Annotated in this window: 18 protein-coding genes; 12 read left to right on the forward strand and 6 right to left on the reverse strand. The window is 73.8% G+C overall.

The window, feature by feature from the left end; genetic code table 11:
- Window positions 1-32: 32 nt before the first annotated feature.
- From tsf to BM385_RS23070, 9 genes are all read left to right on the forward strand, one after another.
- Window positions 33-878, forward strand: coding sequence for a translation elongation factor Ts (tsf, locus tag BM385_RS23030; protein ID WP_019435537.1), 846 nt, complete (start codon window positions 33-35; stop codon window positions 876-878).
- A gap of 192 nt (window positions 879-1,070) precedes the next feature.
- Window positions 1,071-1,841 (forward strand): UMP kinase, encoded by a 771-nt coding sequence (gene pyrH, locus BM385_RS23035; RefSeq protein WP_019435538.1) that lies wholly within the window; start codon window positions 1,071-1,073, stop codon window positions 1,839-1,841.
- 45 nt (window positions 1,842-1,886) lie between these two features.
- Complete coding sequence (frr, locus tag BM385_RS23040) at window positions 1,887-2,444, forward strand: ribosome recycling factor (protein WP_026047740.1); 558 nt, start codon at window positions 1,887-1,889, stop codon at window positions 2,442-2,444.
- An 87-nt stretch (window positions 2,445-2,531) separates the two neighbouring features.
- A complete protein-coding gene (locus BM385_RS23045) occupies window positions 2,532-3,557 on the forward strand; it encodes a phosphatidate cytidylyltransferase (RefSeq protein WP_093844245.1) in 1,026 nt (341 codons plus the stop codon).
- A 35-nt stretch (window positions 3,558-3,592) separates the two neighbouring features.
- The gene (gene rlmN / locus BM385_RS23050; RefSeq protein WP_026047741.1) at window positions 3,593-4,699 is read left to right on the forward strand and encodes a dual-specificity RNA methyltransferase RlmN; all 1,107 of its coding nucleotides are present in this window, start codon (window positions 3,593-3,595) and stop codon (window positions 4,697-4,699) included.
- Between the two features lie 297 nt (window positions 4,700-4,996).
- Window positions 4,997-6,085 carry a thiamine ABC transporter substrate-binding protein gene (locus BM385_RS23055; RefSeq protein ID WP_019435542.1) on the forward strand — a complete coding sequence of 363 codons (1,089 nt, stop codon included), beginning with the start codon at window positions 4,997-4,999 and terminating at the stop codon, window positions 6,083-6,085.
- Between the two features lie 128 nt (window positions 6,086-6,213).
- On the forward strand, window positions 6,214-7,821 hold the full coding sequence (locus BM385_RS23060; protein ID WP_026047742.1) for an ABC transporter permease: 1,608 nt from the start codon (window positions 6,214-6,216) through the stop codon (window positions 7,819-7,821).
- Window positions 7,822-7,835: 14 nt separating this feature from the next.
- On the forward strand, window positions 7,836-8,909 hold the full coding sequence (locus tag BM385_RS23065; RefSeq protein WP_026047743.1) for an ABC transporter ATP-binding protein: 1,074 nt from the start codon (window positions 7,836-7,838) through the stop codon (window positions 8,907-8,909).
- 87 nt (window positions 8,910-8,996) lie between these two features.
- Complete coding sequence (locus BM385_RS23070; RefSeq protein ID WP_254791712.1) at window positions 8,997-10,559, forward strand: family 10 glycosylhydrolase; 1,563 nt, start codon at window positions 8,997-8,999, stop codon at window positions 10,557-10,559.
- Between the two features lie 270 nt (window positions 10,560-10,829).
- Here BM385_RS23070 and BM385_RS23075 read toward each other — a convergent pair whose 3' ends face one another.
- Together BM385_RS23075 and BM385_RS23080 are read right to left on the reverse strand one after the other, a co-directional pair.
- Window positions 10,830-12,068 (reverse strand): hypothetical protein, encoded by a 1,239-nt coding sequence (locus BM385_RS23075; protein ID WP_093844247.1) that lies wholly within the window; start codon window positions 12,066-12,068, stop codon window positions 10,830-10,832.
- On the reverse strand, window positions 12,050-12,757 hold the full coding sequence (locus BM385_RS23080) for an ABC transporter ATP-binding protein (protein WP_093844248.1): 708 nt from the start codon (window positions 12,755-12,757) through the stop codon (window positions 12,050-12,052). Before BM385_RS23080 ends, BM385_RS23075 begins: the two co-directional genes overlap by 19 nt.
- A 388-nt stretch (window positions 12,758-13,145) precedes the next feature.
- Here BM385_RS23080 and BM385_RS23085 point away from each other — a divergent pair, with 388 nt between their 5' ends.
- Complete coding sequence (locus BM385_RS23085) at window positions 13,146-14,579, forward strand: gamma-aminobutyraldehyde dehydrogenase (protein ID WP_093844249.1); 1,434 nt, start codon at window positions 13,146-13,148, stop codon at window positions 14,577-14,579.
- A gap of 67 nt (window positions 14,580-14,646) precedes the next feature.
- On the opposite strand, the gene BM385_RS23090 is transcribed toward BM385_RS23085, so the two are convergent.
- Genes BM385_RS23090 through BM385_RS23105 form a run of 4 tightly spaced genes read right to left on the reverse strand, consistent with a single transcriptional unit; the run spans window position 14,647 to window position 20,611 of the window.
- Window positions 14,647-17,379, reverse strand: coding sequence for a DUF6493 family protein (locus BM385_RS23090; protein WP_093844250.1), 2,733 nt, complete (start codon window positions 17,377-17,379; stop codon window positions 14,647-14,649).
- Between the two features lie 23 nt (window positions 17,380-17,402).
- Window positions 17,403-18,806, reverse strand: coding sequence for an SWIM zinc finger family protein (locus tag BM385_RS23095; protein ID WP_019435550.1), 1,404 nt, complete (start codon window positions 18,804-18,806; stop codon window positions 17,403-17,405).
- Window positions 18,807-18,863: 57 nt separating this feature from the next.
- The gene (locus BM385_RS23100) at window positions 18,864-19,556 is read right to left on the reverse strand and encodes a glycerophosphodiester phosphodiesterase (RefSeq protein ID WP_093844280.1); all 693 of its coding nucleotides are present in this window, start codon (window positions 19,554-19,556) and stop codon (window positions 18,864-18,866) included.
- Window positions 19,553-20,611, reverse strand: a complete 1,059-nt coding sequence (locus BM385_RS23105; RefSeq protein ID WP_175543087.1) for an adenosine deaminase — start codon at window positions 20,609-20,611, stop codon at window positions 19,553-19,555. The genes BM385_RS23100 and BM385_RS23105 overlap by 4 nt, the downstream gene beginning before the upstream one ends.
- 107 nt (window positions 20,612-20,718) lie before the next feature.
- Between BM385_RS23105 and BM385_RS23110 the strand changes: the two genes are divergently transcribed.
- Window positions 20,719-21,714 carry a hypothetical protein gene (locus tag BM385_RS23110; protein ID WP_093844252.1) on the forward strand — a complete coding sequence of 332 codons (996 nt, stop codon included), beginning with the start codon at window positions 20,719-20,721 and terminating at the stop codon, window positions 21,712-21,714.
- A gap of 197 nt (window positions 21,715-21,911) precedes the next feature.
- Complete coding sequence (locus tag BM385_RS23115) at window positions 21,912-22,346, forward strand: bifunctional DNA primase/polymerase (protein ID WP_051131206.1); 435 nt, start codon at window positions 21,912-21,914, stop codon at window positions 22,344-22,346.
- Window positions 22,347-22,618: the final 272 nt, after the last annotated feature.

The following is a 22,618-nucleotide window of genomic DNA, read 5'->3' on the forward strand; positions in this document are numbered from 1 at the left end:
CATCGACATTCCGGGAAGAGAATCAGACAACCATGGCGAACTACACCGCCGCCGACGTCAAGAAGCTCCGTGAGCTGACCGGCGCCGGCATGATGGACTGCAAGAAGGCGCTCGACGAGGCCGAGGGCAACGTCGACAAGGCCGTGGAGATCCTCCGCGTCAAGGGCCAGAAGGGTGTGGCCAAGCGTGAGGGCCGCACCGCCGAGAACGGCGCCGTCACCTCGCTGATCTCCGACGACTCCGCCACCGGCGTGCTCGTCGAGCTGAAGTGCGAGACGGACTTCGTCGCCAAGGGCGACAAGTTCCAGGTCGCCGTCGCCGCCATCGCCCAGCACGTCGCCGACACCGCTCCGGCGGACCTGGAGACGCTGCTCGCCTCGGAGATCGAGCCCGGCAAGTCCGTGCAGGCGTACGTCGACGAGGCCAACGCGACCCTGGGCGAGAAGATCGTTCTCGACCGCTTCGCCCGCTTCACCGGCGGCTACGTCGGCTCGTACCTGCACCGCACCAACCCCGACCTGCCCCCGCAGGTGGGTGTCCTGGTGCAGCTGGCCGAGGGCGGGGACAAGGCCGCCGAGGTCGTCAAGGACGTCGCGCAGCACATCGCCGCGTTCGGCCCGCGCTTCCTCTCCCGCGAGGACGTGCCGGCCGAGCTGGTCGAGTCCGAGCGCCGGGTCGCCGAGGCGACCGCCCGCGAGGAGGGCAAGCCGGAGGCCGCCCTGGCGCGCATCGTCGAGGGCCGGGTGAACGGCTTCTACAAGGAGAACGTCCTCCTTGACCAGCCCTTCGCCAAGGACAACAAGAAGACGGTGCAGAAGGTCCTGGCCGAGGCGGGCGCCACGGTCAAGAACTTCGCCCGCTTCCGCGTCGGCGCCTGATCACGGAATCCGTCCCGCGCCGTCGGCGCGGGACGGGACCGCACCCGGCTATTGTCGGGGGCGGCAGGCCGTACGGCTGCGCCGGGTTCGGACCCGGACGGCCGCAGTTGTGACGAGGAGGCCATTGCCGAACAGGGGTCGTCAGGGATCCACGGGCAATGGCCTCCTCAGCATGCGCACGAGGAGATTTCCATGAACCAGGGCGCCGCCTCCGCCGAGAGGACGGACGGCAAGGACGTCACACCTCCCCGCTTTCTCCTGAAGCTGTCGGGAGAGGCCTTCGCGGGCGACGGAGGGCTCGGCGTCGACCCCGACATCGTTCACAAGATGGCGCGGGAGATCGCCGCCGTCGTCCGGGACGGTGCCCAGATCGCCGTGGTCATCGGCGGCGGCAACTTCTTCCGCGGGGCCGAGCTCCAGCAGCGCGGCATGGACCGGGCCAGGTCCGACTACATGGGCATGCTGGGCACCGTCATGAACTGCCTCGCCCTCCAGGACTTCCTGGAGAAGGAGGGCATCGACTCGCGGGTGCAGACGGCGATCACCATGGGCCAGGTCGCCGAGCCGTACATTCCGCTGCGCGCGGTGCGGCACCTGGAGAAGGGCCGCGTCGTCATTTTCGGCGCCGGTATGGGGATGCCGTACTTCTCCACCGACACCACGGCCGCCCAGCGCGCGCTGGAGATCAACGCCGAGGCGCTGCTGATGGGCAAGAACGGCGTGGACGGCGTGTACGACGCCGACCCCGCGAAGTACCCGGACGCGGTGAAGTACGACGCCCTCGACTACGGCGAGGTCATCACCCGCGATCTGCGGGTCGCCGATTCCACGGCGATCACCCTGTGCCGGGACAATTCGCTCCCCATTCTGGTCTTCGAACTGCTGGCCGAAGGCAATATCGCCCGCGCCGTAAAGGGTGAGAAGATCGGCACGCTCGTGAACAGCCAGGGCCGACGGGCCTGACGGCCTGTCATGTCACGTCATACATATTCGAACCAGGAGCACGTGGTGATCGAAGAAGCCCTCCTCGAGGCTGAGGAGAAGATGGAGAAGGCGGTCGTCGTCGCCAAGGAGGATCTGGCAGCGATCCGCACCGGCCGTGCCCACCCGGCGATGTTCAGCAAGCTCGTGGCCGAGTACTACGGCACGCCGACCCCGATCAACCAGCTGGCCTCGTTCTCGGTGCCGGAGGCGCGGATGGCGGTGGTGACCCCGTTCGACAAGAGCGCGCTGCGCAACATCGAGCAGGCGATCCGCGACTCCGACCTCGGCGTCAACCCCACCAACGACGGTCACATCATCCGGGTGGTCTTCCCCGAGCTGACGGAGGAGCGCCGCCGGGAGTACATCAAGGTCGCCAAGGCCAAGGGCGAGGACGCCAAGATCTCGATCCGCGGCGTACGCCGCAAGGCCAAGGAGTCCATCGACAAGTCCGTCAAGGACGGCGAGGTCGGCGAGGACGAGGGGCGGCGCGCGGAGAAGGAACTGGACGACACCACGAGCAAGTACGTCGCCCAGGTCGATGAGCTGCTGAAGCACAAGGAAGCCGAGCTGCTCGAGGTCTGAGCGGAACGCGGGCGGGCTCCCACGCCCCGCCGCGCCCGTACGCCCTACCGCCGCCACGCCATCGAAGGACGAAGGACACCGCCACCCGTGAACGAACCATCCTGGCGCCCGCCCCAGCCCGCGGCCGGGTACGGGGAACCGCCCGCGTACGCACGTCAGCACGCGGCGGGACACACGGGTGACGGTACCGGCCACGGGAAGGACTTCGGTGCGGGCAGCGGCCCCGCCGCCGCACAGGCGCCGGCGGCGTCCGCGCCGGGCGGCGGCCGGCAGGGCGGGGACGGCACGGGCGGCGGCAAGCGGGCGGGCCGCGACCTGCGGGCCGCCGTCGGCGTGGGGCTGGCCCTGGGCGCGGTGATCATCGCCGCGCTGTTCGTGTACAAGCCGGTTTTCCTCGGCGTGATAGCGGTCGCCGTCATGGTCGGCGTCTGGGAGCTGTCGTCCCGGCTCGCCGAGCAGAAGCAGATCCGGGTGCCGGTCGTGCCGCTGGCGATCGGCGGCGCCGCGATGGTGGTGGCCGGATATCTGCGCGGTGCGGCGGGGTCCTGGGTCGCGCTGGGGCTCACGGTGCTCGTGGTGCTGCTGTGGCGGATGGCGTACGCCCCCGAGACATATCTGCGGGATGCCACGGCGGCGGTCTTCGCCGCGTTCTACGTGCCCTTCCTTGCCACCTTCGTCGCGCTGATGCTCGCGGCGGACGACGGACCGTGGCGGGTGCTCGTCTTCCTGGTGCTGGTGGTCGTCAGCGACACCGGCGCGTACGCGGTGGGCTGGCGGCTGGGCCGCCGCAAGCTCGCCCCGCGGATCAGCCCCGGCAAGACCCTGGAGGGGCTGGCGGGGGCGATCTCGTTCGCGATGGTGGCCGGCGCCCTGTGCTTCGGCTTCCTCATCGAGGACGCCCTGTGGTGGCAGGGCCTGCTGATGGGCCTCGCGGTCGCGATCTGCGCCACCCTCGGGGACCTGGGCGAGTCCATGATCAAGCGCGACCTGGGCATCAAGGACATGGGCACCCTGCTGCCCGGCCACGGCGGCATCATGGACCGGCTCGACTCGCTGCTGCCCACCGCGCCGGTGGCCTGGCTGCTCTATCTGGCCTTCACCGGCGCCGGATGAACCCGCGCGGGTGAATCTGCGACACTGGCATAACCATGCCTAAGCCCGGAGAACTCACTTTTGTCGCGCCCCGCGGAGCCAAGAAGCCGCCGCGCCACCTGGCCGATCTGACCCCTGCGCAGCGCCGTGAGGCGGTGTCCGCCCTCGGGGAGAAGCCGTTCCGCGCCCAGCAACTGTCGCGGCACTACTTCGCGCGACTGACCGACGACCCGGCGGCCTGGACGGACATCCCCGCCGCCGCCCGGGAGCGGCTGGCCGGCGGGCTGCTGCCGCAGCTGATGTCGGTGGTGAGGCACATCAGCTGCGACGACGGCGCCACCCGCAAGACCCTGTGGCGGCTGCACGACGGGACGCTCGTGGAGTCCGTGCTCATGCGGTACCCGGACCGGGTCACCATGTGCATCTCCTCCCAGGCCGGCTGCGGCATGAACTGCCCGTTCTGCGCCACCGGCCAGGCCGGGCTCGACCGCAATCTGTCCACTGCGGAGATCGTCCACCAGATCGTGGACGGGATGCGGGCCCTGCGCGACGGGGAGGTGCCCGGCGGCCCCGCGCGGCTGTCGAACATCGTGTTCATGGGCATGGGCGAGCCCCTGGCCAACTACAACCGGGTCGTCGGCGCGATCCGGCGGCTGACCGACCCGGAGCCGGACGGGATCGGGCTGTCCCAGCGCGGCATCACCGTCTCCACGGTCGGGCTGGTGCCGGCGATGCTGCGGTTCGCCGACGAGGGGCTGAGCTGCCGGCTCGCGGTGTCACTGCACGCGCCCGACGACGAGCTGCGCGACACGCTGGTGCCGGTGAACACCCGGTGGAAGGTGCGCGAGGTGCTGGACGCGGCGTGGGAGTACGCCGAGCGCTCCGGCCGGCGGATCTCCATCGAGTACGCGCTGATCAGGGACATCAACGACCAGGCGTGGCGGGCGGACCTGCTCGGCAAGCTGCTGCGGGGTCACCGTGCCCACGTCAACCTCATTCCGCTGAACCCGACGCCTGGCTCCAAGTGGACGGCCTCCCGGCCGGAGGACGAGGCGGCGTTCGTCGCGGCGCTGGAGGCCCAGGGCGTGCCGGTGACCGTCCGGGACACCCGGGGCCAGGAGATCGAGGGCGCGTGCGGTCAGCTGGCGGCGGCCGAGCGGTAACGGCTCTGCCGGGCGGTCGGTTCCCGGGCCGGCGGCCGGCGGCCGGGGGCGGGAGCGGTGCGCGGGGGTCCGTGGCGACCGGGGCCCTCGGGCCGTTCTCCGGCGGTCCGGGTGGTTCTGTCCGGACCTGCTGCTATCGTGACGTCGAACAAACGCATTACTCCGACAGGGGAGCGCTCGCAGCGCTGAGAGTGCGGCAGCAGGCCGCAGACCCTCGAACCTCGCCCAGGTCATGCTGGGTAGGAAGTCGACGACTCTCGTGCTGCCCGCGTGTGCCCTCCTTGAGAAAGCAGCACGATGACGCGCAGCAGCACCCGCCGGCTCGCGGCGGCCCTCGCCCTCACCGTGGCCTCGGTCACCCTGACCGCCTGCGGCGGCGGAGGCGACTCCGACGGCGCCGGGAACCCGGGCGGCGAGCAGGTCACGCTCGTCACCCACGACTCGTTCAACGTCTCGCCCGAGGTGCTGGAGCGCTTCACCGAGGAGACCGGCTACCGCGTCCAGATCCTGCGCGCGGGCGACGCCGGGGTGATGGTCAACCAGGCGGTGCTGTCCAAGAACAACCCGCAGGGCGACGTGCTCTTCGGCATCGACAACACCCTGCTCTCCCGCGCCCTGGACGAGGGGGTGTTCGCGCCGTACGAAGCGGCCGGCCTGGAGGCGATTCCCGAGACGTACCAGCTCGATGCCGGCGAGCGCCGGGTGACGCCGGTCGACACCGGCGACATCTGCGTCAACTACGACCGCGCGTACTTCGCCGAGCACGACCTCGCCCCGCCGCAGACGCTGGACGACCTCATCGACCCGGCCTACCGCGATCTGCTGGTCGTGCAGAACGCCGCCACCTCCTCGCCCGGCCTCGGCTTCCTGCTGGGCACCGTCGCCGCCTACGGCGACGACGGCTGGCAGGAGTACTGGCAGGCGCTGCGCGACAACGGCGTCGAAGTGGTCGACGGCTGGGAGCAGGCGTACAACGAACGCTTCTCCGGCGCCGCCGGGGGCGCGGGCGACCGGCCGCTGGTGGTCTCCTACGCGTCCAGCCCGCCGGTCGAGGTGATCTACGGGGAGGGTGAACTGCCCGAGGAGGGCCCGACCGGGGTGTCCACCGGTACCTGCTTCCGGCAGATCGAGTTCGCCGGCCTGCTCTCCGGCGCCGGCAACCCCGAGGGCGGACAGGCACTGCTGGACTTCCTCATCGGCCAGGACTTCCAGGAGGACCTGCCGCTGCAGATGTTCGTCAATCCGGTGCACCCCGACGCCGAACTGCCCGAGGAGTTCGTCACCTACGGCGAGACGATCGAGGAGCCGCTGACGATGGAGCCGCAGCGGATCGCGGAGCACCGGGAGAGCTGGGTCGCGGCGTGGACCTCACTGGTCATCAGGTAGGCGGGGAGGGCCGGGCGGCGGTCCTCGCCGAGCCGCCGCCGCCCGGCGCCCCGGCCCCGTCACCGCCGCCGCCGTCCGCCGAAACGGTACGGGCCCGCCGCCGCGCCACCGCCGTACGGCTGGCCCTGCTGGCGGTGCCGCTGGTCTTCTTCGCACTGTTCTTCGCCTACCCGGTCGCCGCCATCGTCGGCCGCGGACTGCGCGATGGCGGCAGCTGGCAGTTCGGCCCCGCCGCCGACGTGCTCACCGACCCCGGTATCCGCAAGGTGCTGTGGTTCACGCTGTGGCAGGCCGCCGCCTCTACCGCGCTCACCCTCGCCCTCGCCCTGCCCGGCGCCTACGTTTTCGCCCGGCTCGACTTCCCCGGCAAGCGGCTGCTGCACGCCGCCGTCACGGTGCCGTTCGTCCTGCCCACCGTCGTGGCCGGCGCCGCGTTCCTCGCCCTGCTGGGCAGGGGCGGCGTCCTGGACGAGCTGTGGGGCGTACGGCTGGACACCACGGTGTGGGCCATCCTGCTGGCCCATGTCTTCTTCAACTACGCGGTGGTCGTGCGCACCGTCGGCGGCCTGTGGTCGCAGCTCGATCCCCGCCAGGAGGAAGCGGCACGGGTCCTGGGCGCGAGCCCGGCGGCGGCCTGGCGGCGCGTGACGCTGCCCGCGCTGGCCCCCTCGGTGGCCTCCGCCGCGCTGATGGTCTTCCTGTTCACCTTCACCTCCTTCGGGGTGGTGCAGATCCTCGGCGGTCCCCGCTACGCCACGCTGGAAGTGGAGATCTACCGGCAGACCGCGCAACTGCTCGATCTGCCGACCGCCGCCGTCCTCACGCTCCTCCAGTTCGCGGCGGTCGCCGCATTGCTGCTGCTCCACGCGCGCACCGTGCGCCGCGCCGAGTCCGCACTGCGGCTGGTGGACGCGGGCTCGGCGGCGCACCGTCCGCGCGGCGCCGCGCAGTGGTCGCTGCTGGCGGGCGTCCTGATCACCATCGCGCTGCTGCTCCTGCTGCCGCTCGCCGTCCTGGTCGAACGTTCCCTGGCCGGCCCCGACGGCTACGGCCTCACCTACTACCGGGCGCTGACCAGTACCGACAGCGGCACCTTCGTGGTGGCGCCCTGGGAGGCGATCGGGCACTCGCTGGCGTACGGGGCGGTGGCCACCGTCATCGCGCTGACCGTGGGAGGGCTGGCCGCCGCCGCCCTCACCCGGCGGGCCGGCCGCTTCACCCGCGGCTTCGACGCGCTGCTGATGCTGCCGCTGGGCACCTCCGCCGTCACCGTCGGCTTCGGTTTCCTCATCGCGCTGGACGAGCCACCGCTGGACCTGCGCTCGTCCTGGATCCTGGTGCCGCTGGCCCAGGCGCTGGTCGGCGTCCCGTTCGTGGTCCGCGTGCTGCTCCCGGTACTGCGGGCCGTCGACGACCGGCTGCGGCAGGCGGCTGCCGTGCTGGGCGCTTCCCCGCTGCGGGTGTGGCGTGAGGTCGATCTGCCGCTGGTGCGGCGGGCGGTGCTGGTCGCGGCGGGATTCGCGTTCGCCGTGTCGCTGGGGGAGTTCGGTGCCACCGTCTTCATCGCCCGCGCCGACACCCCCACGCTGCCCGTCGCGGTGGCCCGGCTGCTGGGGCGGGCCGGGCAGCTCAACTACGGACAGGCGATGGCCCTGTCCACCATCCTCATGCTGGTGTGCGCCGCCACGCTGCTGATCCTGGAGCGGCTGCGCCCCGGCCGCACCGGAGAGCTGTGAAGGGAAGTACCCCGATGCCTTTGCTGCGCCTGGACGGGCTGACCGTGCGCTTCGGCGCGCACACCGCGCTGGACGGTGTGGATCTCGACGTCGCCGAACGGGAGATCGTGAGCGTGCTGGGCCCCAGCGGCAGCGGCAAGTCCACGCTGCTGCGCGCCGTCGCCGGGCTGCGTCCCGCCGACGCCGGTACGGTCCTGCTCGGTGGTGAGGACCAGTCCGCAGTGCCCACCCACCGGCGCGGCCTGGGCCTGATGTTCCAGGACCATCAGCTGTTTCCGCAGCGTGATGTCGGCGGCAACATCGCCTTCGGGCTGCGGATGCGCGGCGTGCCCCGGCGCGCGGCGCAGGAGCGGGTGGCCGAACTGCTCGACCTCGTGGGCCTCCCCGGCGCGGCCGGCCGCTCGGTGGGCTCGCTGTCGGGCGGCGAGCAGCAGCGGGTCGCGCTCGCCCGCGCGCTGGCGCCCCGCCCGCGGCTGCTGATGCTGGACGAGCCGCTGGGCCAGCTGGACCGCGGGCTGCGGGAGCGGCTGGTGGTGGAGCTGCGGCAGTTGTTCCGTGGACTGGGCACCACGGTCCTGGCCGTCACCCACGATCAGGGCGAGGCGTTCGCGCTGGCGGACCGGGTGGTGGTGATGCGGGCGGGCCGGATCGCGCAGAGCGGTAGCCCGGCGGAGGTGTGGCAGCGCCCGGCGTCCGAATTCGTGGCGCGGTTCCTCGGCTTCCGCAATGTGACGGGGGCGACGGTGCGCGGCGGCGTGGCACAGACGCCGTGGGGGGCGGTGCCGGTACCGGAGGGCACCCCCGACGGCGTCGGGCGGCTGTTGATCCGGCCGGCCGGAGTGAGCTTCACGGGCGACGGCGGTGACGGCGGTGCCGACGCCGCCGCGCAGGCTGGTCCGCGCTGCACGGTGACGGCGCGTACCTTCCGGGGTGAGCGGGTGGTGGTTCTGCTCGACCCCGAGCGCGGTCCGCAGCTGGAGGCGTCCGTACCGCTGCGGCACGCCCCTGCGGAGGGGGAACGGGTGCGGGTGGTCTTCGATCCGCGTGAGGTGGTACCGCTCGCGGGAGGCGAACCGGCCGACGGGTGAAAGTTTCTGTCTGTACGTCCGCCGGGTGGCGAAGTAAATTGTCGGCGTCCCGTCAACCACCCCGGGAAGGGCCGTATGAGACGGATCGTGGCCACTTTGCTCACCGCGCTGAGCCTGCTGCTCGGCAGCGTCGTCCTGGCGGGCCCGGCCCGCGCCGAGCCGCCGGCGTCGCCGCCCGAGCAGTGGCGCAGCTACTGGGTCGATGCCTTCAACGACGGCATCTACACGCCGGAACAGGTCAGCACGCTGATCGACGACGCCCTCGCCATCAACGCCAACGTGCTCGTCGTGCAGACCGCCCGCCGCTACGACTGCTTCTGCAACCGGGCGCTCTACCCGCGCACCGACGCCGCGATCGCCCCCGCACCGTACGACCCGCTGGACGAGGTCATCGCGCAGGCCCGCGCCGCGGGACTCCAGGTCCACGCCTGGGTGAACGTCAACACGCTGTGGAACAGCACCACCCCGCCGCGCTCCGCCGACCACGTCTTCAACCGGCACGGGCCCGCCGCCGAGGGCCGCGACCGCTGGCTGAACAGGAAGGCCGACGGCACCGAACTCCAGGGCGCCAACTCCTACATCGACCCCGGACACCCGGACGCCGCCGCGTACATCGTCGAAGCCATCCGTTCGCTCGTACGCGAGTACGACGTGGACGGCATCAACCTCGACTACATCCGCTACCCCGACGGCAGCTCCACCACCACACACAGCGACTGGGGCTACAACGAAGTCGCACTGGAACGCTTCCGTCGGGTCAGCGGCCGCACTGACATCCCCGCTCCCGACGACGCCGCATGGAGCCAGTGGCGGCGCGACCAGGTGACCTCCCTCGTCCGCCGCATCTATTTCGGTATGTGGGAGGAGAATCCGAGCGCACGTCTGTCGGTCAACGCCATCACCTACGGCTTCGGCCCCCAGTCGGTGGGTGGCTGGCAGGCGACCCGCACCTACGCCGAGGTCCTTCAGGACTGGGCCGGCTGGCTGGCCGAGGGCATCACCGACACGGTGGTCACCATGAACTACAAGCGGGACTGGAACCCCGACCAGGCGCAGATGTACAGCGAGTGGACGCGGTTCCTCGCCGACGCCCAGGCCGGACGGCACGGCGTCACCGGTCCCGCGCTCTACCTCAACCCGGTGGGGGGCAGCCTCGCCCAGCTGCGGGAGGCCCTTGCCCCGACGCCCGCCGGGAACACGGCGGTGGGCTGGAGCGGCTACTCCTACGCGAACCCCAGCATGGACGTGGCGGAGAACGGGCTCGCGGCGGAGCGTGAACGGCTGACCGCCGCGCTCACCACGGGCCCCGACGCACCGTTCGCCGAGCCCGCCGCCGTGCCCGGGATGGCGTGGAAGTCGGCGCCCCGCGACGGGCATGTGACGGGTGAACTGACGCTGCGCGACGGTACGCCGCTGGATCAGACCCGGGTCACGCTGCGGCCCCTCGGCCTGGGCGGCGGCGCGCCGCAGCCGGTGCGGACGGTGACGGACGGCACCGGCTGGTTCGGGTTCGCCCACGCCGCCCCGGGGCGGTATCTGCTGACCGTGGATCTCCCCTCGGGCGTGGTGGGTGTTCCCGTGAGCACAGTCGTGGTGCGCGAGGGCCGGATCGCCGAGGCCCCCTTCGCGCCCTTCCGGCCGGTGCGCTGACCGCCGCGCCGCGCGCTGCACTCCGCAGGCCGGCCGCGGCGCCCCGTCGCGGCCGGGGCCGGGGGGCACGTCCCGGGGTGCGTGCCGGCCGGCACGTGCCGTTGCGGAGACCGGGCGGCGTCGTTGGCGCGCGGCGTACCGGTCGATGGACCGGATGGCTGCCGTACGGAGCCCTTCCCGGCACGGCGCCCGCTGGCGCGCCGGCCGCCACCGGGCGCCGGCCGCCGAGGGGGCCGGCCGCTGGGGACGACGGGCGGGCACCGGCCGGTGCTATGCGCGGATCGGCAGAACCAACGTCTGGAACACCAGCCAGGTCAGCGGGGCGAAGAGCACCAGCAGTGCCGCGATCCGCAGCAGCGCCGCGCGGCGGATCAGCGCGCGCGGCGCTCCCACCCGCAGCAGCGAGCCGGTGGCCGCCGCCCGCGCCGCGCGGGACTCGTGGACGGTCGCCGCGATCGTCCCCAGGACACAGATCAGCACGATGCCGGTGCCGAGAGCACTGAGCGGCCCGAACAGCCGCGGTCCGTCCAGATCGAGTGCCGCCAGCGCCGCCGCGACGGCCACGCACAGCGCGCCGACCGCGTGCCCCAGCCGCTCCGCCTCGCTCTGCAGCACCCGACCCGCCAGCAGCCGCAGCGCACCGGGCCGTCCGAAGGCCAGCGCCCGGCCGCACAGATGGGTGAGTGAGGGCGCCGCCACGATGACGCCGGTGGCGATCAGCAGCCAGCCCGCGACCACGCCCGGCGTGAGCCCGCTGAGCGCGCCCGGCAGGGTCAGCGCTCCGTCCGCGTCGCTGGGCGGGCGTTCGGTGAATCCCGCGTACCCGCTGAACGCGATCCCCGCGCCGGTCAGCGCCGCGCCCCACGGGAGCCCGGTGGGCACCTGCACCGGCGGCTCGCCCGGCGCGGAGTCCGCCGCGGTGGCCCCCGCCATACCGGGCGGCGCCGGTGGCGTCGGGGGCATCGGGGGCGGCAGCGGCGAGGACCGCCGCGCCGGCGTCGCCCGCCCGCGCAGCGCGAGCGCCGCCGCGACGGCCGCCGCCGCTGGGACGATCGTCAGCAGGGTGAGTGCGGCGGCCAGCGGCAGTGGCCGGTCGGCCGCCAGCAGTCCCGACGCCGCGCCGTCGAACGGCAGCCCCGAGATGTCGCCGCGCAGATGCAGGAACACCAGCAGCGCCAGGGCGCTGCCCAGCAGTGCGGCGATCGCTGTGGACACCGCCGCCAGCACCGGCAGCCGGGCCGGGCCGAGACCCGCCGTGTCCAGCCCCGAGCGCGGTCGCCCCGCCGGGTCGGCCCGCGCCACCGCCACCGCCAGCTGGACCGTCGCGGCGATCGGCACCAGGCACCAGGCCAGCCGCAGCGCCGCCTGGTCGCCGTCGCCCGGGTGGGCGCTGGCCCAGCCCAGACCGCTCAGCAGCAGGAACCCCACGCCGCCCGCCGCGACGGCCACCAGCAGCCGACGGGCCAGTGCCAGCGGCCGGGAGCCGCGGGCTAGGCGGAGAGCGAGCATGCCGGCTCGGCCGTCGAGTCGGCCTGGCGGCCGTCCAGCAGGGTGAGGGTGCGGTCGGCGAGCGTAGCGACCTCCGGGTCGTGGGTGGCGAGCACCACCGTGATCCCGTGGGAGCGCCCCGCGCTGGTGAGTGTCCGCAGGGCCTGGGCCCGGTCGGCCCGGTGCAGCGGCGCGGTCGGCTCGTCCGCGAAGACCACGGCCGGCTTGTGCACCAGGGCCCGGGCGATCGCGATGCGCTGACGCTGCGCCTGGAGCAGCGCGGCGGGCCGCTTGCGCGCGCAGTCGCGTACGTCCAGCCGCTCCAGCCAGTCGAGCGCGGCGCGCTTGGCGGCGCGGTGGCCGGTGCCGGTGAGCAGCAGCGGCAGCGCGGCGTTCTCCCAGGCGGTCAGCTCGGGCACCAGGTGCGGCCGGTCGCCCACCCAGCCGAACTTGTCGCGGCGCAACCGCTCGCGCGAGGTGGCGGTCAGGGTGTGCACGGGCATCCCGCTGAACCAGACCTCGCCCCCGCCGGGCACCAGCAGCCCGGACAGACATCCCAGGAGTGTGGTCTTGCCGCAGCCCCGGGGGCCGGTGACCGCCACGATCTCGCTCTCCTGGATGCCCAGGGAGACCCCGAGCAGTGCGGGGGAGCCGCCGTGGGAGTAGTGCACGTCGCGCGCCCACAGCACGTCGTCGTCAGGTGGAGCCATCCTTGCCGGGACCTCCGCTCATGGGGGCTGGGGCCGCCCGGCCGGGTGAATCGACCGGCGGGGCGACGGTCACAGGCGCTGCTGCCGCCCGGGCGGCGATGCTAGCAACGGGAAGCCGCGAATCAGGACATAGCGGAGCGGGTCGGCGAGGCGCGCGACCGGGTGTACGCGCCGGGCGGTCCCGGCGGCCCGGCGGCGCCCGGACGGGCGAAGAGCGTCCCGAGCGGCCGGAAGATCTCCGGTCATCTCCGGGTCCGGTTCGTCGTTTTTCCTGGCATGCAGCCATCAGAGGTGGGGATTTCTCGACGGCGGCGGTGTTGCCACAGGGGCGTGCGGGCATAGGGTGAGGTGTCCCACCCTCCCCAGAACCAGCGAGCAGGAGGCTGTTGTGACCACCGAACCGCGCCGGCTGCGCAACTACATCGGCGGTACGTTCCGCGACGCCTACGACGGACGCACCACCGAGGTGATCGATCCCGTGACGGGTGAGGCGTACGCCCTGGCCCCGCTCTCCGGGGCCGCCGACGTGGACGCCGCCATGGCCGCCGCCGCCGAGGCGTTCCCCGCCTGGCGGGACGCCACCCCCGCCACCCGCCAGCTGGCCCTGCTGAAGGCCGCCGACGCCTTCGAACGGCACGCCGACGAACTACTGGCCATCGAGTGCGAGAACACCGGCAAACCGCTGGAGCTGACCCGGCAGGAAGAACTGCCGATGATGCTCGAACAAATCCGCTTTTTCGCGGGCGCCGCGCGCATGCTGGAGGGCAAGTCCGCCGGCGAGTACATGACCGGCATGACCTCCTTCGTCCGCCGCGAACCGGTCGGCGTCTGCGCCCAGGTGGCGCCGTGGAACTACCCGATCATGATGGCGGTGTGGAAGTTCGCCCCCGCGCTCGCGGCCGGCAACACCGTGGTGCTCAAGCCGTCCGACACCACCCCCGCCTCCACCGTGTACGCCGCCGGGCTGCTCGGCGAGATCCTGCCGCCCGGCGTGTTCAACGTCGTCTGCGGCGACCGCGACACCGGCCGGCTGATGGTGGACCACCCCACCCCCGCCATGGTGTCGATCACCGGTTCGGTCCGCGCGGGGGGCGAAGTGGCGGCGGGCGCCGCGGCGGGCCTCAAGCGCGTCCACCTGGAGCTGGGCGGCAAGGCACCCTGTCTGGTCTTCGAGGACGCCGACCTGCAGGCGGCCGTCGAGGGCATCCGCGACGCCGGCTTCTTCAACGCCGGGCAGGACTGCACGGCGGCCACCCGGGTTCTGGTGCACGAGTCCCTGCACGACGACTTCGTCGCGGCCCTCACCAAGGCGGCGCAGGAGGTCAAGACCGGCGACGTGACCGACCCCGACTGCACCTACGGCCCGCTCAACAGCGCCGCCCATCTGGAGAAGGTGGCCGGCTACATCGACCGGCTGCCGGCCCACGCGAAGATCGAGACCGGCGGCAAGCGGGTCGGCGAACGCGGCTACTTCTACGCCCCCACCGTGGTCAGCGGACTGCGCCAGGACGACGAGATCATCCAGCAGGAGGTCTTCGGCCCGGTCATCACCGTGCAGAAGTTCACCGACGAGGCCGAGGGCGTGCGCTGGGCCAACGACGTGGAGTACGGTCTCGCCTCCTCGGTGTGGACCCGCGACCACGCCCGGGCGATGCGGCTGTCCAAGGCGCTGGAGTTCGGCTGCGTGTGGATCAACACCCACATCCCGCTGGTGGGCGAGATGCCGCACGGCGGCTTCAAGAAGTCGGGGTACGGCAAGGACCTCTCCGCCTACGGCATGGAGGACTACACCCGGGTCAAGCATGTGATGACGGCGCTGTGACCCCACGGCTTCCCGGCGGCGGCTCGTACGGAGCGCCGCCGCCGGGAGGCCACCGGCCGCGTGGCGGTCAGGACTCGGCGGCCAGGACGTCGCGCAGCCGGCGCGCCTCCGTCAGCAGCCGGGTGGAGCCCCGCCGGGCGGCGTACTCCTCCAGACCTGGCACCGGCCCGCGGGCACCGGCCCACACCGCACACTCGGCGCCCAGCGCCACCAGGTCCGCCAGCCGGTGCGGCGGCTCGGCGAGCAGCACCGGCAGCGCCGCCGCCACCGCCTCCCACACCGCGCGGTACGCCCCCGACCCGGCGGCCTCCCGCAGCGCGGGCACCACCCGGCTGAGCTTGATCTCCCCCCGCGCGGCGCGCGCCGCGAGTTCCGCGCCCAGCTCCGCCCCGCCCAGCCGGCCGCCCGCCGCCAGCGCGAGCAGCGCGTCCACCGCCACCGCCCGGTCCTCCGCGCCCCGCGCGCTCAGCGTGAGGGTGACCGCCAGCAGCAGCACCGGCCCGCCCGCCCGGGGCGACTCCGCCAGCTGGGCGATCATGCCCGAACCGTCGTTCGTCCCGTGCTCCACCAGGCCCGGCAGGGCCGGCAGCACGAACGCCGCCATCACCTCCGGGCGGGAGGGCCACAGCGTGGGCCACAACGCCGCCAGCTGCGCCCGCGGATACAGATACCGGCGGGCGTCGGGCGATCCGGTGAGCAGCGTCAGCAGCGTGTCCTCACCCGCCGCCGGAACGCCGGGGCGGGCCGGCTCCGCCGCCAGGCGCAGCCGGATCGCGTGGCGGCCCCCGGGCCGGGTCACCGTGGCCCCCGCCGCCCCGAAACTCAGCCACTCCGCCAGCCGGTCCCCGGCCGCGCTGCCGATCCGGGTGGCCCGCTCGGCCAGCTGCGGCTCCGGCTCCGGGGGCAGCCGCAGCAGCGCCAGCTGCAGGTCGTACTCCCACGGGACCCACCCCTCCCGCGCCGCCCGCTCCAGACGCCCCGTCAGCACGGCGGCCTCCAGCGACCCGTCCGGCGCGGTGGGCGTCGCCACCAGCATCGGTACCGGGGCGTGCGCCAGACCGAAGGTGATCTCCCGCAGCCGGTGGAGCAGCACCTGCACCGGACCGGGCGAGTGGCCCACGGTGTTCCGCCACTGGCCGAGCCGGGTGCCGAAGTAGTGGTCCTTGCCCGCGCTCGCCCGCTCCGGAGGAGCCGGCAGATAGAACAGCCGGCGCCTGGTGTCCACCGGACGGACGGGCCCGGTGGCCGCGCCGAGCAGATCGTGCAGCTCTCCGAGCGGATCCCCGCTCGCCCGCAGCCGCGCATCGCTCTCACCGGGGACGATGCCGTACCGGTCCAGCACCGGCGCCAGAGCGGCGAGCAACTCCGGACGATCCCGGTGCGCGGCGGCCACCACGGCCTCCAGGACACGTTCGAGAGCCGGCGGGTCGATCTCGGAGCCCCGCGAGAACCGGACGCTGTCGCCCACCGCCGTCAGCAACTGCGCCACCTCCTCCGCCAGCTCGGCGAGCGAGCCGATCGGCGGCGGCATGGTCCGGACGGGCAGCGTGGGCAGGGCCGGCGGCGCGACGGCGTCCGGGGCGCTGACCTCGATACCGAGCGCCGGGCCCAGCTCGGCGCGCAGATCGGCCGGCAGGCCCTCCGCCCGTACCGACAACTCCTCGGCGGCGGCGGGGCCGAGCGCCGCCGCGTGCCGCAGCACCAGCCGGGTGGCCCGGCGCGCCACGTCGGGCGAGGCGTGGACGAACGCCGCGCCCGCCGCCGTCAGCAGCGCCGCCGCCCGGTCCGAGTGCCGCGGAACGGCCTTCGCCAGCCACGACAGCTGAGCCGCCGCCAGCTTCCGCTCCGGCCGGAACAGCACCACCTCCGTGGCCCCGCACACCGCCTCCGCCGTCAGCCGGCCCGCCTCGTCCAGCCGGCGCAGCTCCGCCTGCGCCACGGCGGCCACCGGGGACGGCGCGTCGGGCAGCAGCAGGGACAGCTCCCGTATCCGCTCCGCCGCCTCCTCGACCGTCACGTCGAGCAGGGCGTACAGCCGCAGATAGCCGCGCAGATCGGACGGCCGTCCGCCGCGCAGCAGCCGGCGCAGCGTGCCGTCCAGCAGAGCCGACCGCCGCGGCCTGCCGTCCGCGGCGGCGGCCACCAGCCGCTGCGCGAACGGCCCGTTCTCCAGCAGCTCGCCCAGCTCGTCCACCGAGAACAGCAGCGGCACCATCGTGTCGAGCAGCGGATCCGCCCCGAGACCGGCGGCGGCGAACCGCCGGTCGTAGCCGCGGTGCACCCACATGCGCACCACCTCGGCGCGCGGCGGCGGCGTCACGCCGGTCTCGGCCAGCAGATCGAGCATCGCCAGCCGGCAGTCCGGGCGGGCGTTGTCGTCGATGCGCAGCGCGAGCCGTTCGGCCAGCTCCCGCCGCCAGCCGGCGTCCCGCTCCCGCAGCAGCGCGAACTCCGCGTCGAACCCCTCCCGGTAGTTCCCCTGGAAGAACCGCCAGTCGGTGAGCCAGCGCGCCAGCTCGTCGGGGCCGCGCAGCACCCCCGCGCCGGCCAGCCGCAGCGCGGGCCCGCGTTCGTACACCCGCTGACGTTCCTGGGCGGCGCGCCGCTGCCGGGCGCCGCGGTTCCACAGCCACTGGTCCGCCTCGTCGCGCTCCTGCTGCCACCGCCTGCGGTAGGCCCGCAGCGGCTTGGCCAGGGCCCGCCGGTCCCGGTCGGTCAGGCCCGTGAGCGCCGCCAGCACCGCCGCGTGGTCGGCGGCCTCCAGGGCCTTCTCCAGCGGACCGAACGCACCGTCCGTCATCTTCCGTCCTCCGTTGTCCGTGCTCAGTCGTTCGGGCCGGGCCGCGCGGGTGCCCCGGGCCGGGCGGCCAGCTCCGCCGCCAGCGCGTGCTTGCACTTGCCACGCGTCCCGCGGTAGCGCGACCACCAGGGGCAGGTGCAGCCCAGCGCCGTACCGTCGGCGGTCAGCCGCACCCGGTGCGCACGGTCCGGCATCGCCACGGTCGCGGTGCGGGCGGCGTCGTCCCCCGCGGCGGCGTCCGGCGCTTCCGCGAGCCGCACCACCCCCTCCGCGAGCAGGGACCGGGCGCCGCGCAGCCGGGGGTTCAGCCGCTCCGCGCCCGCCGCGTCGTACGGCAGCTCGCGGTGGAAGTACGCCGCCTCCGCCACGTCGTAACCCACCCGCCCCGCCGTCCCCAGCTGACCGAGTGCCGCCTTGACCCGGGGCAGCGGAAGCCCGGAGAGCCGGGCCAGCTCACCGGTCTCCACGGCCGGTTCGAAGTCCATCAGCGCCCCGACGAGCTCCGCGTCCGCCTCCACCTGATCGGCCACCAGGGCGTCCAGCACCGCGCCCTCACCCGAGAACCCGCGCGTCACCTCCGGGGACAGCGTCAGCACCAGCCGCATCCCGGGCAGTTCCAGCTCCCAGGCCGAGGCCACCGGGAGCGAGGCGGCCGACACCGGCGGGCCGTACACCCGCAGCGCCCGGGCGAAACGCAGCAGCGGCGTCAGCACCTCAAGCCGCCGCGCCCCGGCCAGGGCCACGGCGCCGGGCGCGGGGCGCGCCGAGCGGCGCAGCGTCCGTCCGGCGGGCACCATCCACAGCACCCCCGACCCCGCGGGCAGCGACCGCAGCAGCCGTACCGCCTCCGCCGCCGGCAGCTCGGCGCGCAGATCGAACGGTACGGAGATCACCTGCAGCTCGGCGAACCCCCGCAGCCAGCGCTCGGGCAGCGGCACCTTCTTCTCCAGCACCGCGCCGTCCGTCGTGGTGACCGTCAGTTCGTCGGCGCCGACCGACAGATGGAGCGGGTCGCCGCCGCGGACCCGGGCCAGCGCCTCGCGCAGCGGATCGTTCACATCGACGTTGGTGGTGCCCCGGTCGAAGACCTCGCCGTCCAGCGCGCCGGGCAGCACGTCCAGCCGCGCGTGCACCCCGCCGCAGGCCGAGAAGGACTCGAACCGCAGCCGCTGACCGTCACAGGTCACCACCGGGTCGCGCAGCGCCGCCAGCTGTGGCCGGAAATAGCGGGTACGCGCCACCGCCGCGACCGCCAGCAGGCCGCGCGCCGCTGCCTCCGGGCGGGTCAGTACGCCGCTGAAGAACCGCGGATGGGGCAGCGGCCCGCGTGACGTCGTACCGCCGGAGGTCGCCAGGCCCACCGCGCCGCCGGACGCGTCGGCCGCCGAGGGCCGCAGATACCGATAAGAATGCGTCATCGCCACCATGCACCGAACCGTAGAGCTCGGCACTGACAATCCGGCCCGGTGCGGCGGCGGTTGGCGTCAGGGTGCGGAGAAGGACCCGATGACGCGGCGCAGTTCGGAGACGCGGTTGCTGGTGATGGCGTCCACCCCCATCGCCAGCAGGCGGCGCATGGCGCGCGGGGAGTCCACCGTCCAGGCCATCACCCGCAGCCCCCGGTCGTGGGCGCGGGCCACCAGGGCGCGGTCCAGCAGACCGAAACGGTACGTCAGCCAGGCCGGGCGCAGTCCGTCCAGCAGGGCGGCGCGCGGCGGACCGGTGCGCTTCCAGGTCAGGCCGATCTCCGCCGCCGCGTCCGCCGCCCGTACCGCCTTGAGCGCCGCCGGATCGCCGCAGTAACTCACCCGGTCCGCCGCGCCGGCCTCCCGTACCGCCGCCACCGCCGCGCGGGCCGGCTCCGCCGCACGCATCGGCAGATCGATCAGGGTGCGCACCGGCGCCGTGACGGCGAGCACCTCGGACAGGGTCGGTACGCCGCCGGCGGTGCGGGCGCGCACCTCGTCCGCTGTCAGCTCGGCCACCGGACGATCGTGCCCCCACAGCCGCTCCAGGGTGGCGTCGTGCAGCACGACCGGTACGCCGTCCCGGGTCAGCCGGACATCCAGCTCCACCATGTCCGCGCCGGTCGCGACGGCGGAGAGGAAGGAAGCGACGGTGTTCTCCCGGGCGCGGTACGGGTCGCCCCGGTGGGCCACCGCGAGGACGCCCCTCATGCGGCCCCGGCCCCGGTCCCGGCGCCGGCCCCCGCTTCGGTCCACGCCGCCAGGTGCGCGTCGATCTCCGCCGTCAGCGCCGTCTTGCCGGCCGGGTCGAGGAAGGAGGCGGTCACCGCGTTCTTCGCCAGCGCCGCGACGCCCGCCGCGTCCAGGCCGAGCAGCCGGGCGGCGATGGCGTACTCCGTGCTCAGGTCGGTCCCGAACATCGGCGGGTCGTCCGAGTTGATGGTGACCGTCACCCCGGCGTCGATCAGCTGCGGGAGCGGGTGTTCGTCCAGGGAGGACACGGACCGGGTGGCGACCTCGGAGGTCGGGCAGATCTCCAGCGGGACGCCGCGCTCGGCCAGATGGGCCAGGAGCGCGGGGTCGTGGACGGCGTTGTTCCCGTGCCCGATGCGCTCGGCGCGCAGTTCGGTCAGGGCGTCCCAGACGGTCTGCGGCCCGGTGCTCTCCCCGGCGTGCGGGACGCTGTGCAGCCCGGCGGCGATGGCGCGGTCGAAGGCCGGCTTGAAGAGCCCGCGCGGCCAGCCCTTTTCCGGACCGCCGAGGCCGAAGGAGACCAGGCCGTCCGGCGGCAGCTCGGTCGCCAGCCGGGCGGTCTCCTCGGCGGCGGGCAGTCCCAGTTCGCCGGGGATGTCGAAGCACCAGCGCAGCACGACGCCCAGGTCGCGCTCCGCGGCGATCCTGGCGTCCTCGATGGCCTCCATGTACGCCGGCGCCGGGATGTCGCGGATGACGGACGAGTACGGGGTGAGGGTCAGCTCGGCGTAGCGGATGTGCTGGGCGGCCATGTCCCGGGCGACCTCGTACGTCAGCAGCCGGATGTCCTCCGCGTCGCGGATCAGGTCGACGACCGAGATGTAGACCTCCACGAAGTGTGCGAAGTCCCGGAAGGTGAAGTACCGCGCCAGTTCCTCGGGATCCTTGGGCACCGGGGAGTCGGGGTGGCGTGCCGCCAGTTCGGCGACGATGCGCGGCGAGGCCGAGCCGACATGGTGAACATGCAGCTCAGCCTTGGGAAGCCGGGCGATGAAAGCGGTCAGGTCGGACAAGCTGGCCTCCGTGACGGGCGGGTGGGGCCCGTTCATGGTAGGCAGGGGCGGCGCAGGCCGCGGGGGCCCGTAGGGTATGGGGATTCAGGGGAGGAAGTGTGACGTCGATGGACGAGCCCGATCCGTTCCGGGCACCGGAGGAGAACGGGGCGCCGGGGCGGGGAACGGGCTGGGAACCGCCGGGCGGCACGGGCGCGGTTCCGCCACCGCAGGGCCCGCCCGCGCCGCAGCCGCAGGGGATCGCGGCGCCCGCCGCCGTACCGGGGCCGGACGCGCCGGGCGCGGGATACGCGCCGCTGGCGCAGCAGCAGCCGTACGGTCCGCCGCCGCCTCCTGTCATGAACTTGCCGTACGCGGCTCCGTTCCCGGTCCGGCCGCCCGGACCGCCGCGCAACGGGCTCGGGACCGCGTCGCTGGTGCTCGGCGTGCTCGCCGCCGCCCTGTGCTGGACGTTCTATCTGAGCCCGGTCGCCGTGGTCCTGGGCGTCCCGGCGCTGATCCTGGGTGCGGCGGGAGCCGCCCGCGCGCGGCGCGGCGAGGCCACCAACCGGCTGCCGGCGCTGGGCGGGCTGTGGACGGGCGCGGGCGCGACGGCGATCGGTGCCGTGCTCTCGGTGCTGCTGATGGGCACACTGCTGAAGGTGGTCGAGGTGACCTCGGAGGCCGGCTCGGAACTGCTGGCCGGCGCGGAGGTGACGGTGCGGTACGAGGACGGGCTGACCGTCACCATGCCCGAACCGGAGCTCTCCACCAGCGGCGCCGTCGCCACCGTGGAGATACGGCTGCGCAACGAGGGCGGCGACGCGGCCCACCTCGGCGGCGCGGAACTGTACGTCCTGGTCGGCGAGCGCGAACTGCCGGGCCGCGACGTCCGGCTGGAGACGCCGCTGCCCGGCAGCCTGGAGCCGGGCCAGAACTGGACGGCCCGCTACACCGTCACCGTGCCCGCCGGCGCGCACGAGTTCGGTCTGGACTTCGCCCCGGGCCGGGACTACGCCTTCGGTTACTGGCAGCTGCCGCTCCCCGGCGCCGCCGGCTCCGGGGAGGACGGCGACGCCGGCGCCGACCGGGGCGGGGACGACGGAGACACCGCCGACGTCTGATCAGCTGCGACCGTCAACCCGTGCCGTAACGAACACATTCGGGCGATGTGACGCACACCACGGGAAAACCCGGCGAAACGGAGTAAGGATCCGGTCGCCCACCGCTCTCACCGAGTGATCCGCACGGCCCCCGCCGGGGGCCCCGGAGTATCAGGAAGGAGAGCACGGTGAGTGGCACAGGCGGGGTGAGGTCCGCGATGCGATGGCTGGCCTCGGCAGCACCCGAACCGGATACCTGCCGATGGGAGTGGGAACGCCATCCGCTGGGGGTGGCGCTGTTACCGGCCGGCCGGATGTGGGACGTACTGATCCTGGACGGCACGCTGGGCCATCCCACGCTCCAGGTGCTCACCCGGCTGCTGGAGCGGCCGGGGCCGGTCCTGGCGGACCACGGCGACGCCAGGATCGGATTCTTCGTGCCGCCGGGCACCACGGGGCGCTGGATCGGTACCGGAGTACGCGGCGCCGGGTCCGGCAGCTGGGTCGCCGTCCCGCACCCGGGCCGTACCGGCCACGGCGTGCGCTGGCTGGTGCCGCCGGACGGCTCCGGCGCGCTGACCGACCCCGGGCTGCTGGAACTGGCGATGCACGAAGCGGCGGCCGGCGCGGCGCGGCGCCCGGCGCGGGAATGATCGACCGGCCGCACGCCCCGGGGGGTGTGGGGCGGGCGGAACCGGTCCCGAGAAGGCGGGAGTCGATGGCTCGCCACCGCTGTGAACGGTACGGCAGCGGGAGCGGCCCGACGCCGCGCGCCGCCGGATCCGCATCACATCCCCCCAGCTTCTCCATTACGCGCAGCCGGACCGCACACGCCGCCTGTGTGCCTGCCGTTCCCGCGCTCGTGGCCCGCAGCGCGGGGACGGCCCGGGGGAGAACGCCGGCCGGCGAGCGCGCGGTGTCCCCG

The sequence above is a fragment of the Streptomyces harbinensis genome, assembly GCF_900116145.1.
Lineage (GTDB): Bacteria > Actinomycetota > Actinomycetes > Streptomycetales > Streptomycetaceae > Streptomyces > Streptomyces carpaticus.